Annotated in this window: 17 protein-coding genes; 10 read left to right on the forward strand and 7 right to left on the reverse strand. The window is 32.2% G+C overall.

Annotated features, from left to right (window positions below; all coding sequences use genetic code 11):
- Positions 1-171: 171 nt before the first annotated feature.
- Positions 172-1,572: an aminotransferase-like domain-containing protein gene (locus RPL90_RS03610; protein ID WP_313545756.1), complete on the forward strand. Its 1,401-nt coding sequence runs from the start codon at positions 172-174 to the stop codon at positions 1,570-1,572.
- A gap of 79 nt (positions 1,573-1,651) precedes the next feature.
- Here the strand turns inward: RPL90_RS03610 and RPL90_RS03615 are convergent, their stop codons facing one another.
- Entirely contained in the window at positions 1,652-2,518 is an 867-nt protein-coding gene (locus RPL90_RS03615; RefSeq protein WP_313545647.1) for a hypothetical protein, read from the reverse strand.
- Between the two features lie 113 nt (positions 2,519-2,631).
- On the reverse strand, positions 2,632-3,360 hold the full coding sequence (locus RPL90_RS03620; RefSeq protein WP_398573848.1) for an NAD-dependent protein deacylase: 729 nt from the start codon (positions 3,358-3,360) through the stop codon (positions 2,632-2,634).
- Positions 3,361-3,549: 189 nt separating this feature from the next.
- On the opposite strand from RPL90_RS03620, the gene RPL90_RS03625 reads away from it, so the two are divergent.
- The 3 genes from RPL90_RS03625 (at position 3,550) to RPL90_RS03635 (ending at position 7,096) form a co-directional block, all read left to right on the forward strand.
- Positions 3,550-4,440, forward strand: a complete 891-nt coding sequence (locus RPL90_RS03625; protein ID WP_313545649.1) for an alpha/beta hydrolase — start codon at positions 3,550-3,552, stop codon at positions 4,438-4,440.
- Positions 4,441-4,675: 235 nt separating this feature from the next.
- Entirely contained in the window at positions 4,676-5,173 is a 498-nt protein-coding gene (locus RPL90_RS03630) for a DUF805 domain-containing protein (protein ID WP_313545651.1), read from the forward strand.
- Between the two features lie 312 nt (positions 5,174-5,485).
- Entirely contained in the window at positions 5,486-7,096 is a 1,611-nt protein-coding gene (locus tag RPL90_RS03635) for a BCCT family transporter (RefSeq protein WP_313545653.1), read from the forward strand.
- Between the two features lie 87 nt (positions 7,097-7,183).
- Here RPL90_RS03635 and RPL90_RS03640 read toward each other — a convergent pair whose 3' ends face one another.
- Positions 7,184-7,960, reverse strand: a complete 777-nt coding sequence (locus RPL90_RS03640) for a 3-hydroxybutyrate dehydrogenase (RefSeq protein ID WP_313545655.1) — start codon at positions 7,958-7,960, stop codon at positions 7,184-7,186.
- A 117-nt stretch (positions 7,961-8,077) separates the two neighbouring features.
- Here RPL90_RS03640 and RPL90_RS03645 point away from each other — a divergent pair, with 117 nt between their 5' ends.
- From RPL90_RS03645 to RPL90_RS03655, 3 genes are all read left to right on the forward strand, one after another.
- Positions 8,078-8,959: a LysR family transcriptional regulator gene (locus RPL90_RS03645; protein WP_232136973.1), complete on the forward strand. Its 882-nt coding sequence runs from the start codon at positions 8,078-8,080 to the stop codon at positions 8,957-8,959.
- Between the two features lie 131 nt (positions 8,960-9,090).
- Positions 9,091-9,501 carry a carboxymuconolactone decarboxylase family protein gene (locus RPL90_RS03650; RefSeq protein ID WP_313545659.1) on the forward strand — a complete coding sequence of 137 codons (411 nt, stop codon included), beginning with the start codon at positions 9,091-9,093 and terminating at the stop codon, positions 9,499-9,501.
- 178 nt (positions 9,502-9,679) lie between these two features.
- A complete protein-coding gene (locus RPL90_RS03655; protein WP_313545661.1) occupies positions 9,680-10,282 on the forward strand; it encodes a short chain dehydrogenase in 603 nt (200 codons plus the stop codon).
- A gap of 209 nt (positions 10,283-10,491) precedes the next feature.
- On the opposite strand, the gene isaB is transcribed toward RPL90_RS03655, so the two are convergent.
- Both isaB and RPL90_RS03665 read right to left on the reverse strand, forming a co-directional pair.
- Positions 10,492-11,076 carry an immunodominant staphylococcal antigen IsaB family protein gene (isaB, locus tag RPL90_RS03660; RefSeq protein ID WP_313545663.1) on the reverse strand — a complete coding sequence of 195 codons (585 nt, stop codon included), beginning with the start codon at positions 11,074-11,076 and terminating at the stop codon, positions 10,492-10,494.
- 257 nt (positions 11,077-11,333) lie between these two features.
- The gene (locus RPL90_RS03665; protein ID WP_313545665.1) at positions 11,334-12,194 is read right to left on the reverse strand and encodes an alpha/beta fold hydrolase; all 861 of its coding nucleotides are present in this window, start codon (positions 12,192-12,194) and stop codon (positions 11,334-11,336) included.
- A 475-nt stretch (positions 12,195-12,669) separates the two neighbouring features.
- Here RPL90_RS03665 and qac point away from each other — a divergent pair, with 475 nt between their 5' ends.
- Complete coding sequence (gene qac / locus RPL90_RS03670; RefSeq protein ID WP_313545667.1) at positions 12,670-12,993, forward strand: QacCGHJ group quaternary ammonium compound efflux SMR transporter; 324 nt, start codon at positions 12,670-12,672, stop codon at positions 12,991-12,993.
- Between the two features lie 214 nt (positions 12,994-13,207).
- Here qac and RPL90_RS03675 read toward each other — a convergent pair whose 3' ends face one another.
- Positions 13,208-14,131 (reverse strand): ABC transporter substrate-binding protein, encoded by a 924-nt coding sequence (locus RPL90_RS03675; RefSeq protein ID WP_313545669.1) that lies wholly within the window; start codon positions 14,129-14,131, stop codon positions 13,208-13,210.
- 129 nt (positions 14,132-14,260) lie between these two features.
- Between RPL90_RS03675 and RPL90_RS03680 the strand changes: the two genes are divergently transcribed.
- Together RPL90_RS03680 and RPL90_RS03685 are read left to right on the forward strand one after the other, a co-directional pair.
- On the forward strand, positions 14,261-14,512 hold the full coding sequence (locus tag RPL90_RS03680; protein WP_313545671.1) for an alpha/beta hydrolase: 252 nt from the start codon (positions 14,261-14,263) through the stop codon (positions 14,510-14,512).
- 20 nt (positions 14,513-14,532) lie between these two features.
- Complete coding sequence (locus RPL90_RS03685) at positions 14,533-14,952, forward strand: alpha/beta hydrolase-fold protein (RefSeq protein ID WP_313545760.1); 420 nt, start codon at positions 14,533-14,535, stop codon at positions 14,950-14,952.
- A 70-nt stretch (positions 14,953-15,022) separates the two neighbouring features.
- On the opposite strand, the gene RPL90_RS03690 is transcribed toward RPL90_RS03685, so the two are convergent.
- Positions 15,023-16,213 (reverse strand): CynX/NimT family MFS transporter, encoded by a 1,191-nt coding sequence (locus tag RPL90_RS03690; protein ID WP_313545673.1) that lies wholly within the window; start codon positions 16,211-16,213, stop codon positions 15,023-15,025.
- Positions 16,214-16,235: the final 22 nt, after the last annotated feature.

Raw genomic sequence — 16,235 nt, forward strand, 5'->3', positions numbered from 1 at the left:
AGCTGTCGACACCAGTTTTTGAACTGTATCTCTCGCTTATAGTATGTTGCATAATTTTATTCATAACAAAAACCACCTTTAATAGTATGTTTCTATGTTATGAAAAATGATTTATAATTGGTACAACCAATTTTTAAGTAATTTACCAACCAATTTAGGAAAGGGTGTGTAATTATTAAATATAAAGAAATAGCATCATATATAAGGAACAAAATCATTAGTGGCGATTGGTATTACGGTATGAGAATTCCAACACAAAGACAATTAGCCAACCAATTTGACGTGAATAGAGTAACAATTATTAAAAGTCTAGAGATTTTAGAGGCTGAGGGTTTTGTTTTTACAAAGATAGGAAGCGGCACATACGTAAATGACTATCTAAATGAAAATTTCGTTTCAAATAAATGGAGTGAAATGATGGATTGGTCACTTAGTTTGAGAAGTCAGTACACCGTGCAATTGATTAATAAATTAGAAACCGATAATACTTATATCCATATTAGTAAAGGCGAATTAGGGAACGATTTAATACCACATTTAGAACTGAAAAATGCGATGACAAACGTTTCAAATTATATTGGTGAACTATCATTTGGTTATAATAATGGTTATGGATATATTAAGTTAAGAGAATTAATAGCTGAAAGGTTAAGTTTAGAAGGAATCAATGTCACGAGCGATAATGTATTAATAACTTCAGGAGCACTACATGCAATACAACTTTTAGTGACTGGATTTTTAAATCGTAATACAATAATATTTTCAAATACACCTTCCTATATAGATTCTACTCATGTTTTTGATTATTTAAATATGAAAAAAGTTAAAATACCATACAATAATTTGACTGAATTCTACAATATAATAAATCGTTATCCTGGTACTAAAGAAAAAGCTATTTATGTGGATCCTACATTTAACAATCCTACAGGAAGCTCTCTTACACTAAAAGAAAAAGAGAATATTATGGCTTGTAGTAAATTGCATAATATTCCAGTAATTGAGGATGATATTTATCGTGACATTTGGATAGATAGTAAACCAGAATGCCCTATTAAAACTTTAGACACAAGTGGGAATGTGATACATATAAGTAGTTTTTCAAAATCGATTGCACCGGCTATAAGAATAGGTTGGGCTATAGCATCAGAAAAAATAATAGAACAATTAGCAGATATTAGAATGCAAATTGATTATGGCTCTAGTATATTATCTCAAATGGTTGTTTATGGATTACTGAAAAATGGAGATTATGATAATCATATAAATAGGTTAAGAAAAATATTAAAAGATAAACGTAATCACATGTTAAACATTTTGAATAAAGATTTTTCTAATATTGCTCAATGGAATGTACCAGAAGGTGGCTTTTTTATTTGGCTTACTTTTGAAAAAGACATTAATATTAAAAGGTTATTTTCTGAACTTATTAATAAAGAGAAAATTTTATTAAACCCAGGATTTATTTATGGTAGCGAAGATAATACAGTTCGTTTATCTTACGCTTTTGAAAGTATGGAGAACATTGACTATGCACTTCAAAAAATTAAGCAATATGTAATGAAAAATTGAACATACAATCATTAATAAACCTCCTGACACTAAATTAAAGTGAATCAGGAGGTTGTTTTGTATTTATTAAATTATAATTTTATTCAGGATCGCCGTTTTCGTCATATTTAGTGACATCGCCATCTTTATCTACAATATATGAACCTGCAAGGTCGCCGTCTTTATCGGTAAAGGAGAATCCCCATTCTCCATCTTCATTTTGCTCAGGCTCTTTATATTTATATGTAGAAGTATCTAAAGTATGTCCTTCATAGTCTTCCACTTTATCAATAACATTATCTCTTGTTACTTTTTCACCGCTGTCATCGTTATCACTATCGGTACTACCCATATCGCCATAGCTACTTGTTTCTGAAATAACATTTGTCCACGAGTTGATTGTACTTTGTGACAGGTCTTGAAGTTTAACCGTTTTAGGGTTATTTAGGATACGGTTAGACTCACGTTCTGTATAACCATCTTCATCCCACCCTTTATCTTGGAAATGACTTGGAACGCTATAAACCGTCACTGTGCCATCATTGTTATCTCGATACACTACTTGTCCAGCTGCCGTTGGTGTACCTGATAGTAATTGTGTACCGCTAGGGAATTTTGCTGAAGCACTTTTATTATATGGGTTTAGCGCTTTACCGGATACATCTTCATGACCAATTTCAGTATTGGAAGGGTCTACACTGCCACCACTGTCTTCTATAACTGAAACCCAAACTTTAGCATAGTGTTCATTAGAATCTGTGCTTTCGCTATGATGATTACTATTAGATGATGAAGACGAGCTATTATTAGATGATTGGTTGTTATTATTTTTCTTGTTATCACTAGAAGAAGAGTCTTCTTTTGAGCTTTTGGAATCATTGCTTGATCCCGTATTAATATTAATATCACACGCCGATAAAACTACTGAAGCTATGAGTGCACTAGCAGCCACATATTTTAAATTCACAAAAAATCCCCCTTGGTAAATAATTAAATCTTTTAATTATTATTATACACAAAATATTGTGCATTATCACAATTAATTTAAAAAATTACAATTAAAAAGGGGACTTTGAAATTTTACTTGTTTAATTCATTAATTACACTAACCATGTCTTCATGGAAAACTAAGTCTGCATCTCTATCGTAAGGTGTGGGCTCTTTATTAATTATAATGAGGTTTTGGCCTTCGAAATTTGAAATAAGTCCTGCTGCTGGTTGGACTACAAGTGACGATCCAAGTACGACTAGCGTATCGGCTTGTTGTATTTTATTTAGGGCATTAACGATGGTTTCTTGGTTAAGCATTTCCCCGTAAAGTACAATATCAGGTCTAATAGCACTACCACATGCCTCACAATGACGTAAATCATTACTAATGACATAGGATTGTGAGTAGTCTTTGTGACAATTAATACAATAAAAATGATTTAACGTACCATGTAATTCGTCGACTTTTTCACTACCGGCAACTGAATGGAGCCCATCGATATTTTGCGTAATGACGCCTAGAGATTGATTGTTTTTTTCTAGATTAGCAATCCATTGATGTACATTATTAGGCTGTTTATCAGTATATAGTAAACGTTTATGACAGAAATTCATAAATCCTGTTGGATCATCTTGTAAATAGTCCGCACTTAATAAATATTCAGGAGAATAGCCATCTTTTGAAATCTCATCAAAAAGGCCACCCATAGAGCGAAAGTCTGGAATGCCACTTGCTACAGATATTCCGGCTCCTGTGAAAAATGTGATTTTTTTAGAATTATTAATAATATCTTTTAAATGTTCGATATTGTTTTCCATATATAACACTCCATTTAACAATATAACTAGCATTTATACTTATCATAATTTTAGTTATCGTAATTAGTTTTAGCAAACATAAAATTTGGCGTCTTTCTTGATTTAATTAACTTAAACAAGCTAAGAAAAGAAATTTTGAGTCACTTGCTTTATAATAAACACAAAATATTTAGAATTGAGGTCAACGCAGTGAAGAAGTTATGGATTTTAGGCGCAAGTATAATAGCAATTATTGTTATTGTGTCATTAATCACAGTAGGAATGAATAAAAAACAATCTATTTCTAAACATCAGGAACGTGACAAACAAACGCAACATTCAAAATATATACAGAGCCAAACGCCAACGCTATTTTTACATGGTTATGCAGGGACACTAAATTCAGAGAAATATATGGTGAATCAAGCAAAGAAAAAAGGCGTAACAAAGAATGTCATAACGGCTGAAGTAAGTAATGATGGCCAAGTTCAGTTAAAAGGTAAACTGAAGAAGAACGCAACGAATCCTGTCGTTCAAGTCGTGTTGGAAAATAATAAGCAAGGTGACTATGACATAAATGCCAAGTGGTTTAAAAATGTGTTGGTGAAATTACAAGATGAATATAAAATTAAAAAGTTTAATTTCGTAGGACATTCGATGGGGAATCTATCTTTTGCCAACTACATGTATTTATATGGCGATGATCATTCATTGCCAAAATTAAACAAACAAGTTAACATAGCAGGCACGTTTAATGGCGTGTTGAATTTAAATGAAAAAATAAATGAAATTTCAGTTGATAAAAATGGTAAACCAAGTCGCATGAATCAACCTTACCAACAATTACTTAAACTAAAAGAAATTTATAAAGGCAAACATATCTCAGTATTAAATATTTATGGAGATTTACAAGATGGCACACACTCTGATGGACGCGTATCGAATAGCTCCTCAAAATCTTTAAAATATTTACTGGGAAATAGTCCTAAAAGTTATAAAGAGACAAAATATGAAGGACAAAAAGCACAACATAGCCAATTACATGAAAATAGTAAGGTTGCCAATGAGCTAATAGAATTCTTGTGGGGAAATGATAATTAATGTTCTTTAATATTTGATTGTTGTAGTTAATGAAGTAGTTTAGATGCGCGCTAATTTTATACAAAACATAAGGTTATGCATACTCTAGATCAATTTTTTAAAATTGACATGTAAAGCTATTTAAAGAATAGCCGTTGTATAAACATTTAATTATTAACTAAGTTTATATTTACCATTTAAAAAAGTTGTAATTAGTATATAATTATTTACATAATCTACTAAAGTTTAGGAGAATATGATGAATAATTCACAAAACCAAATTTTACAAAGTTACAAAGATTTTTGGGTTCGCTACATAGACGTAAACGGGAGGTCCAAACGTCCAGATTTTTGGCATCCTTTTTGGATTAACTTCTTAATTTCTTCAGTTTTAGGAGCTATTTCTGGCGGTTTATTAACTACTATTTTTGGTATTGCTATTGTTATTCCTGCGTTTACAGTAATGGTTCGACGTTTACATGATACAAATCGAACTATGATTTTGGCCATTGTTTCATATTTTAGCAGTTTAATTACAACGATGGCAGCAGTAATGTTTATTCTGACAGTACTAGCGCTTGCTAGTTCAGGTAATTTTGGATTGATAGGCGTAACGTTAATGGCTAGCGCTTTTGGAACGTTTGTAGGTGGAGTTATCACGCTATATACATTGTTTGTGCTCATTAAACCTGGGAATAAAGATGTAAATAGATATGGTTCGGATGGGAGCTGTGTAGTGATTGAACAAATTTAACAGTCATAGTTTATTTTTGAAAAACTTAATAGATATGATTAAGCCACTGTTTTTTAAGATTGAAAACAGTGGTTTTTAGATTTAAAAAAAATAATCAAAAAAATTATTATAGTTGCAACGTCTCAATTTATCGCATATACAGATAAATTTATTTTTTTATAAGTGAGCAATTTTTATATATTGTTTCGGTATTTACTATATAAAATGATGTAATTAGTATATACTGGTTAACATAATTTGCTGAGGTTAGAAGAAAATTAGGAACAATATGCATAAGCAATTAAATTATAAAGGAATATTTGAGGTGTCAAAATGATTCACAGAAAGTTGAAAGACAAGCTAGATTGGCCAGTATTTATTATAAGTGGTGGCGTACTTATCATTTTCGTAATTATGTCATCATTATTTACTAAAGCCACTTCGCATTTTATTCAACAAGGGTTTCATTATTCTATAACGTATTTCGGTGCTTTTTGGCAATTTTTATTATTAGCTACGTTTGCGGTAGGATTATTTTTATCCATAACAAAATATGGTCGTGTTAGATTGGGTAATACGTCTAAACCAGAAATGGGCTATTTTAAATGGGCAGCAATAATTATTACGTCAGGTTTAGGTGCAGGCGCAATTTTTTGGGCTGCAGCCGAGCCTATGTATTACTTTATAGATGTGCCACCTACGATGGATGCCAGCATAAAAAATAAGAGTGTCGAAGCAATACCGGCAGCTATGGCACAAAGTTTTACTTCATGGGGTTATACTGCATGGGCAGTGTATGGCGCAGTTAGTGGCATTATAATTATGTATGCACATTACAATAAAGGTATGAAAATTTTACCAAGAACGTTGTTGTATCCAATACTTGGTAAAAAACTGGAACGCAATGGCTTAGGATCTGTGATAGATATATTTTGTATTCTAGGTGCAGTAGCTGGAACAATCGGAACAATAGGCTTCTTTGGGTTCCAATTTAGTTATTGGTTACATAGTATTTTTGGGGTACCAGACAACATTATTACACAAGTAGTATCAGTTGTTGGCTTAATTATAGTAGTCACTTTCTCTGCTGTAACAGGGATCGATAAAGGAATTCAATTTTTAAGTAAATTGAACGTGTGGTTAGCACTTGGTGTAGCTGCATTTATTATTTTAATCGGACCTGGCTTATTTATTTTACAGACATTTATGTCTTCTTATGGGACTTATATCACACATTTTATTAGTATTAGTACGTTTAGAGGAGATAATAAATGGGCAGGCGCATGGATGCTATTTTTCTTTGGTTGGTTTATAGGTTACGGTCCTTTAATGGGCATCTTAGTAGCACGTGTTTCCAGAGGAAGAACGATACGAGAAATTTTTATTTTAGTATCAATTTTAGCAGGTCTAGTTTCTCAGATTTGGTTTACTATTTTAGGCGGAAGCGGTCTGTTTTATGAACGCCATCAGTCTGGAACTATTAGTAATCCTTTAGAAAAAAATGGTTTACCTGCAGCTGTTATTTCTATTGCGAATCATCTACCTTTAGGTACTATAGTAGTCATAGCATTACTTTTATTGACGCTAATATTCGTTATTACAACGGCAGATACGATGTCATATTCAATATCCATGTCGGTAACAGGAGAAGGCGATCCACCAAAACTAGTAAGAGTATTTTGGGTTGCTGTAATGGGCGCGATTTCTGTCATTCTTATTAATATAGGAGAAGGCAGTATTGATGCAATTCAATCCTTTATTATTATCACGGCAGTACCTATTTCAATTATCATGCTACCTGTTATTTGGACCGCACCCGCCATAGCTCATAAACTAGCTAAAGAACAGGGCATCATCAAGGTGAAAGAAAAGAATACGGTATTTAAATTTTTAGTACCTAATCAGATATTGAAATATACCCGAAATGATAAAGAAAAAGATTAGATTAAATAACGAAGCCATTTAACTATTATTAAACATACACATAAAAACTGTCTAAATTTCTTAATCGAAACTTAGACAGTTTTTTTATTATTGAGCTGTGTAACCACCGTCTATTAGGATAGCTTGACCAGTTACGCTTTTAGCTTTGTCACTGGCAATAAATACTGAATAGTCGGCCACTTCTTGAATATCGACAAGACGCTTTTGGGGAATCATAGGGAATAATACTTCATCAAGCACTTGGTCGACGCTCACGTTTCGTGTTTTAGCAAGATCTTCCATTTGACCACGAACAAGCGGTGTATCAATATAACCGGGACATATTGCATTGACTGTAATACCGTCTTCTGCGGTTTCTAATGCGGTTACTTTAGTTAAGCCAATAATGCCATGTTTGGCACTATTATAAGCAGATTTCCCAGAAAATCCTATGACGCCATTAATAGAGGACATATTTAAAATACGCCCAAATTGTTGTTTTTTCATAATAGGTAATACATGTTTCGTCATAATAAATGTACCCACTAACATGATATCAATCATTTGCTTGAATTTAGCCGTCGGGAAGTCTTCAATATTTGAGACGTGTTGTAAACCAGCGTTATTAACTAAAATATCGATACGTCCATATTGTTTTATCGTTTCGTCGACAAGCTTTTGGACATTATCTTCATTCGAAACGTCTGCTACAACGGCATGACAATCAAAGCCCTTATCTTTAAAGGAATTTACCACGTCGTCTAATTTTTCTTTATTGATGTCCGTGAAAACTACTTTTGCACCTTGGTTTAAAAATTCCTTAGCAATTTCTAAACCAATACCACTCGCAGAACCTGAAATAATCGTAACTTTATTTTGTAACATTATAACGCCTCCATTTTTTTCTCTACATCTTTAGTTTACTTCTACTCTATAAATAAGTAAAATGAATATTAATAATAAAATCTATAACTTAAAGTTATAACGAAAGGTGATAATGACTTGGAAATTCGTCAATTTAATTATTTTATGACAGTAGCTAAACTAGGGAGTTTTACTAAAGCTTCACAACAGCTACACGTTTCCCAACCAGCACTTAGTAAGACAATTAAAACATTTGAAACAGAATTGAATGTGGAGCTATTAGACCGTTCTGACAGGCGAGTTAAACTTACTGATTCAGGTGAAATTGTCTACAATCACGGAATTAAAATCTTTGATACATTAAGTTCTTTAACATCCAATTTAAATGATAATAGTACACTAAAGAGTGGCAATATAAAAATAGGTTTACCTTCGTTAATTGGTATCATGTTTTTCCCTAGTATGATAAAGGGTTTTTCATCTGCATATCCTCATATAACTACGGAATTAACAGAAGAGGGTACTAATAAAGTTATGCGCCTTGTCGAAGAGGGTGAGCTAGATTGTGGTATTGCTATGTTACCGGTAGACGCAACAAAATTTGATGTCTTTAGATTGACTAAAGATAGATTGATGTTATTTTTGCAAAAGTCACACCATTTAGCACAACGTTCGGAAATTAGTTTGTCAGATATTAAAAATGAACCGACAATTTTATTCACGGAAGATTTCACGATGTATGATCGTATTATACAAGAGTGTAATAACTTCGGATTTAAGCCCAATATTGCGTATCAAAGTGCACAATGGGATTTTATAAAAGATATGGTAGAAAATAATTTGGGGATTACTTTTTTTCCAGAGTCATTAAATCGTAAAATTGATCACGATAAGATCACTTCAGTGGCGATAACACAACCACATATATACTGGGAAGTGGGTCTTATCGTCAAAAAAGATAGGTATCGTTCATATGCAACGCAAGCACTTATAGATTATATAACTGAGAAAGGTATTTAAATAATTATAACTTTTAGTTATAGAAATTATGATATTTATATATTTAACAAATATCTGAAACGCTTCTATAGTAGTAATTGTTCAAAGAAAAATAATTTCAAAGTTAAAAATTATTATAGGAGTGATTTGCTATGGAACAAACTAAATATCAACAAGGTATGGATAAGCTAATGGAGTACACTGCAACGAAGGGTTCAACACATTTGAAAATAGCTGATGAACTTAAATATATTGCGCCCGATGTTTCAAAGTACATCATTGAATTTGCTTACGGGGAGATATATTCACGTAGTGGTTTAACAAATCAGCAACGTGCTTTAGTAACTGTCGCTTCACTTATAACACAAGGAACAGAGCCACAATTAGAATTGCATATTAATACAGCTTTAACTTCTGGGATAACAGCGGAAGAAATTGTAGAAACAATTACACAATTAATACCCTATACTGGTTTCCCACGTGTGTTAAATGCATTATCGGTTGCTCAAAAAGTATTCAAAGATAGAGAGATTACTGTAGAAGTGTCCAAAGTAGAACAATAATATAACGCATATAATTTGAACTACTGTGTATAAATTGACACTGTAGTTTTTATGTTTACGTATGTGAGATGTATCTTAAAAGTATTATATGGTAGAAGAGCTTACAATTTTTATTATAATGAAACTTTGGTACGCTAAAACCAAGTAATATTAATCCATTTATAAAGGGGCAATTGAGATGAAAATAGTTGTTATAGGTGCTACTGGTACAATTGGGCAACGTGTAGTTGAAAAATTAGAACAGCAACATGAGGTTATAAAAGTAGGTAGTCAATCAGGCGATTATCAGGTAGACATTACGTCCGCTGATAGTATTAAGAAAATGTATGAAGATATAGGTAATATTGATGCTGTTATTAGTGCGACGGGTGGTGCCGCATTTACTGCAGTACCTGAGCTTAGCGTGGAAGAAAATCAAATTGCGATTAATAGTAAATTACTTGGCCAAATTAATCTTGTGTTAATAGGACAACATTATTTAAATAACAATGGAAGTTTCACGCTAACTTCTGGCATTATGATGGATGATCCTATCAGATTGGGTAGTTCTGCGGCAATGGCTAATGGTGGCATCACTGGTTTCGTTACTTCTGCAGCTATTGAACTTAATAATGGCTTAAGAATTAATAATGTAAGCCCTAATGTCGTAGAAGAAGCATTAGATAAATATGGTGAATTCTTCAAAGGATTTACAGCAGTGCCGGTAGATAAAGTTGCTGACGCTTACGTTAAAAGTGTAGAAGGTGCGCAGACTGGCCAAACATATCGAATTTATAACTAAAAATTTCATTAAAAACGAGTCTGGAATATAGTATCTCCAGACTCTATTTTTTATATTTAGCAATAGATGATTGTATTAATATACGCGTACATCAAACTTCCTTAACTCTAGTCGTCCTTGCCCGGGAAAGTACTAAAAAATCTTCTTAACAAATAAGATTTCTGTCTAACTCCCGTTTTTTAATTTTTAGCTCATGTTAGAAATAAGCGTTATTGGCCGATAGTAATTTCCATTAAGTTATCATTTTGGTCAAAGAATGCTGTATATGAGCCATTATTTGTACCGTATTTTACAAAAGTACCATCTTTATTGCCTAGCTTACCTTCTTCAACAATGTTATTTGAAGTGTGCGCTTTTTTGAAAGTTGCTTTAGATACTGAATCGGGTTTCGTAAAGAATGTAATTGAAACGACTTTATTATCTCCATTATAATCTACAGTTGTATCATAAATTGTTTTACTGTGATCGTATTCTGCAGTAGCGTCTGTATCTACTTTGTAGCCATCAATTGATACGTTGTCATACTTTAATGCACGAACGAAGTTATAGTCTTGTGTGAATGAAGCGTCATATGTTGTATAACCTTCATAATTATACCAAGGCGTTTCGGCTTTTAATTTAGCACTACTTTCAGTGTTAGCACCACTTGCGCCACCTTCACCATGGCCCCATTTTTGTACTTGCTGTGCTGCTTGAGCTGGTGAACTATTTGATGAAATGTAAGCTGCTGAGGAACCTAAAACAAGCGTTGATACTACGACAGTTGCTGAAAATAATTTTCCTGCTTTATTCATAATAAATCACTCCTCTTGTTTATCGCGAATTCCAAGTGTAATAATTCACCTTCATCATACACCTAATTTTTATAATTGCAAGTAAACAAGAGAAATTATTATTAATATTTATTATGATAAAAATATTGTGATTTTTAAAATTTAACTTTATATAAATAATTTATTTATATAAACAATTTCATGGTCTAAAGTAATTTGCATTAAGGTTTTTTAATGATTTGTTAGTAGAAATATTTAACACCTATTTTAAAATTTTATTATAGAAAATTTAGTACTTCAGCGTTAAATTTTTCAGCAGAGTTAAGCATCATAAAATGTGTGCCGTATTCTTCCTTGCTAAATTCTACCCAATGACAATTTTTAATATTATGAGCAATCCATTGACTAGATTCTCTAGTTGATGCGTGACTTACTTCGCCACTAATAAACATAGTAGGGACTTCTATACGCGTTATTACGTCTCTCCAATCTTGTGTTATATGATCCATTAGCAATTTTGCTAAAAATTTGTGAGCTTCTTCACCGACGAATTGTTTAGCACTTATTTCTGCTACATCTGGATTATCAAATTGCGCATAAAATGAATTGTTGAAATAGCGACTAAATGCATGGATACCTTCTTCAAAACTTTTATCTAAAGCATTACATAGTTGCCATAAATCGAGCCTCACACCACCATATTGTTTTATTTCGTGCTCAGTATCTTCTGGATTACCGAAAATGAAAGGTGCTTCATCAATAAGAATTAACTTATTGATTGTATCTTGTCCAAATAAATCTATATACATCCATAAAATACTAACGCCCATTGAATGAGCCATCCAATTAGCTTTTTCGAAATTTAAACTATTAAAAAATTCTCGAACATCCATAGCTAAACGAGATAATCTGTAACCATAGTTAGGTTTTTCTGATTCTCCATGTCCACGCATTTCTACAATATACAATGAGTAATGTTGACTTAATTCTTCAATATTATAGTAATAAGTGAAAGCATTACCTCCCCAACCATGTAATAAAATTAAAGGTTCTCCTTGGCCTAAATGAATATAGTGTAAGCGAACACCATCACTCGTAGTAAAAAAACTATGTTGCTCATTTAAATTAAAACTCTCCATAATTGTTCACTGCTCCTCAATTTGAAAATTGTGTTTGTAGATTCTAAACTCAGTCGATAACGATAGCAATTTTTTTGTTTGTAGTACTATATTAATAGAGAAAGAAACTGATAAAAATATGAGGCATATAAAGATGAGAAGGGTTTATAGTAAAAAACATTTTTGTGTATAGAACGATAGGTCATTTTGCACTTAGACGGGTTATATAATGATAGTTATGAAATGATGTTAAAGAATAAGAAGAATTTAAATTGCTAATGTAGCTTTGCTTTAGACGACTGGCAGGTCATATTATGGAACTTTACAATACTGAGCATCATATCGTTATAGTAGACAGCGACTCACTAGAATTCAACATATACGAACATTTCTATCCAGTAAATAGCTAGAGTTTAGTAACAAGTTATGAGCTATTAAAAATGTTAAAATTGTAATAAGTAATAATAAAGCATTTTCTTCCTTATCTTTGGGAGAAGTGCTTTATTTATATTTAATAATTGCGATTGTAACTGAAATTACGGGTACTAGCTTTTTAAAGTCGTCAGTCGGTTTTACAAGATTATGGCCTAAAGTAGGGACTATTTTATCTTTCTTATGCTGCTTTTATTTCTTGAGTTTAACAATAAAATATTTACCTTTAAATGTAACTTACGCTACGTGGGCTGGACTAGGTCTAGTATTAACTACCATAATATCTATTGTTATTTTCAAAGAACAAGTCAATTTAATTAGTGTATTTGCGATTGGACTAATTGTTGTTGGTGTTATCTTACTCAATGTGTTTGGATCACCAAATTAGGGAGCGAGACAAAAATCTTCTTAATAAAGAAGATTTTTGTCTCGCTCCGGCAAGGATGACTAGAGTTGAAAATAGCTTGATGCAAGCGTATTTGCAACTCAGTCATCTACTGCCAATAAAAAATAGAGTCTGGAGACAATATTATGCCCCAGACTCTAATAAAAGATAGCGTATTTTAAGTTTAGAGTAGTGAAAGTGAGTTATTATGACTATTTTAATTCATGTTATTCAGTTGTTTTAAAATAATTTTGCGTTGTTTTTCTAGAGAAATTGGGTCGTTATAAGTAGTATCTGATGCATCTAAAGTAATAACGTGTCCTTTTTTAACAGCATTTAAATTGCGCCAATTGTCAGTTTTAGTGAAAGCTGGTTTATCCCCATTTGTCGCTAAAATTATATAATCTCCAGTATAAGTAGCTAACTCTTCTTGAGATATCTGCGCATTGTAACTACTGTGGACTTTATCTTCTAGCGCTTTAGGCATCTTCATATCGTAACCATCATAGACAATCTCAGTGCCACGACCTAAACTTTTACCAAAAGCTACTAATCCTTTTGGCGTGGATTGAACTGCTGTAATTGTTTTACCTTTAATTTTATTACCCAGTTTTTCTTTATCTTGCGCCATTTGTTTATCCCAATGTTTCACCCATTTTTTAGCTTTACTTTTCTCATTAACAATTTCTCCCAATTGTATTGTCGTTTCTTTATAGTTAGATTTTTTGGAATCAAATTGAACAGTAGGCGCTATTTTCTTTAATTTTTTGATATTTTTATCTTCTTTACTCGTTATAATTAAATCTGGCTTTGTTTGTGCAATTTGTTCAATATCCGTTTGACCAACACACTTAACACCTTTAGTAGCTTGATCTAAAGTTTTGTTTTGTTTCACGAAATCTATTACCCCTACAGGTTTATGATCAAATTTAACAAGTGCACCTATGTACGTTGGGTGTAGTACAACAATGCGCTTTGGATCTTTTGGTATTTTAACCTTCTTGCCATCATTTTGCGTAAATGTCTTAGTTTCTTTGTTATGCGACGATTTATCTGAAGTTTTACTATCGTTAGAATCTTTATTACCACAGGCAGCTAAAATGACAAACATACTTAATAATAAGACTAATATTTTTTTCATTTAATTACCTCTCTCTTTATTGGTATTGATTATCATTATCAATTATAGCATAATAGATGTTGCTTACAAGTTTTTATTAAGTTAAAAATATAAAATATTGAAGGTTTCTTCATAAAAGGGGAAATGATGTTGAATAAGTACATAGATAAGTTTCAAGTCAACGATTATGCTATTACGGTAAAATTACCCAAAAGCTATTTTAAATGTAACAATCGATATTACTCATTATTGTGTGTGCAAGACGGTGATTATTTATTTAAATCGAGAAGTAAGGAAGTTATTTTTGTAGGTATTGAATCAAAGGATAGAGCGAATGATTTTACACCATGGCAAGCTCAGATAGGCAATGAAATAAATGGGGTCGTACGGAAGAATATTTAACATGGCTAACCGAAAAATTAATTCCTTTATTAAGAGATAAATATAGAGTGTCGAATGATAATAACGACATTGGCATTGCCGGAGCATCATATGGAGGATTAGTTTCATTATATGCACTATATACAATGCCACAAAAATTTGGAAGTTATATTTTAATTTCACCTTCATTATGGTATCCACAATTTTTAGAGTTTATGCAGAATCATAACGGTATAAACAAAGAAGTTAGTATTTATTGGTATGTTGGGTTAAAAGAAGGTATCAAACATACATTAAGGATTAAAAAGATGGTACCAAATAGCCTAGAAGGCGTGAAAATTTTAGATCGTAATTTAAAAAACGACAGAACACGTTTTAAATTCCAAACCTCAAAACGAGGCATTCATAGACATCGCTACTTTAAAAAATACTTTAATAAAGCATTAAAATATATTTATTGATATTTTTATATATACAAAAAGCCTTACCAACGCTTAATTTATTCAGACTTTGATAAGGCTTTTTATTTTTTTATATCTTCTTATCTTTTCCAGAAATATAGCCGAATATGGAAACGAGTATGCCTACTAACAGTAACAAGATTATTGAGAAGTTCCAATTGCCCGTTTGTTGGGAAATGATTCCTAATAATAATGGGCCTGAAGTGGCTAAAATATAACCTATGGATTGAGCCATACCTGATAAATCTGATGACTTTTTAACGGATGCTGTTTTTAACACAAAGAACATCATTGCTAAGCTATATGTCGCGCCGGTACCTAAACCGATAAGTATTAAAAATAAAATGATCCAATTATTATTAATGACTAAAACGCCAAGTAGTCCTACTACTAAAAATATCCCGGATGTTAACGTTAAAAAGCTTTGTTTCTGCATTTTACTTGTAATAATAGGGATTATAAAGTTTATTGGCAACATCGCGAGTTGAAAAATAGTCATGTACCAACCTGCTTGATTGCCGTTAAAGCCTTTAGTTTCTAAAATTTGTGGCAACCACGCAAATAGGCTATATGGAATCAATGATTGTAACCCCATATAAAGCGTAATAGCCCAAGCAAATTTAGATTTCCAGACGGTAGTCGCGATATCATTATGAACATTACCCAAAGTAAGGTTTTCTTTAATTTTCAATTGGGGAAACCTTAGGAAAAACACTACTATTGCTAACACTGGAAATATAACCCAAAGTTGCATAGCAAACTTCCAATCGAATGTTCCAGAATTGGCTACCGATGAAGTTAGGCCGGAAGACAGTGCGCTAATTAAATTCATTGTAATTGAGTAAAGGCCGACGACAAAACCGGTATTTTTTGTAAAAGTGGATTTAATTAAACTTGGCGTTAATACATTACCTGCAGAAATCGCTATACCAACGACTAATGTCCCTAGAATTAAGACGGAACTATCGCCAAAAACCCTGAAAATCACACCGAATGACAAGATAAACATAGAAATTAATAATGTCACTTCAATACCTAATTTAGCAGCAATCTTAGGCACAAGTGGTGAGAATAACCCAAATGCAATTAAAGGCAAGGTATTCATAAATCCTATTGCTGTATTGGACATGGCTAAATCACTTTTAATGTGAGGTACTAATGGTCCAACAGAAGCTATTGGTGAGCGTAATGTTGCACCTACTAATAATATAGCTATAAGTAACATATATAAGTAATAAGTCTTTTTAGTATCTAAATTCACGCACAACACCTCTTTTAGACCA

Origin of the sequence: Staphylococcus kloosii, from assembly GCF_032139365.1 — a bacterium.
Taxonomy (GTDB): Bacteria; Bacillota; Bacilli; order Staphylococcales; family Staphylococcaceae; genus Staphylococcus; species Staphylococcus kloosii_A.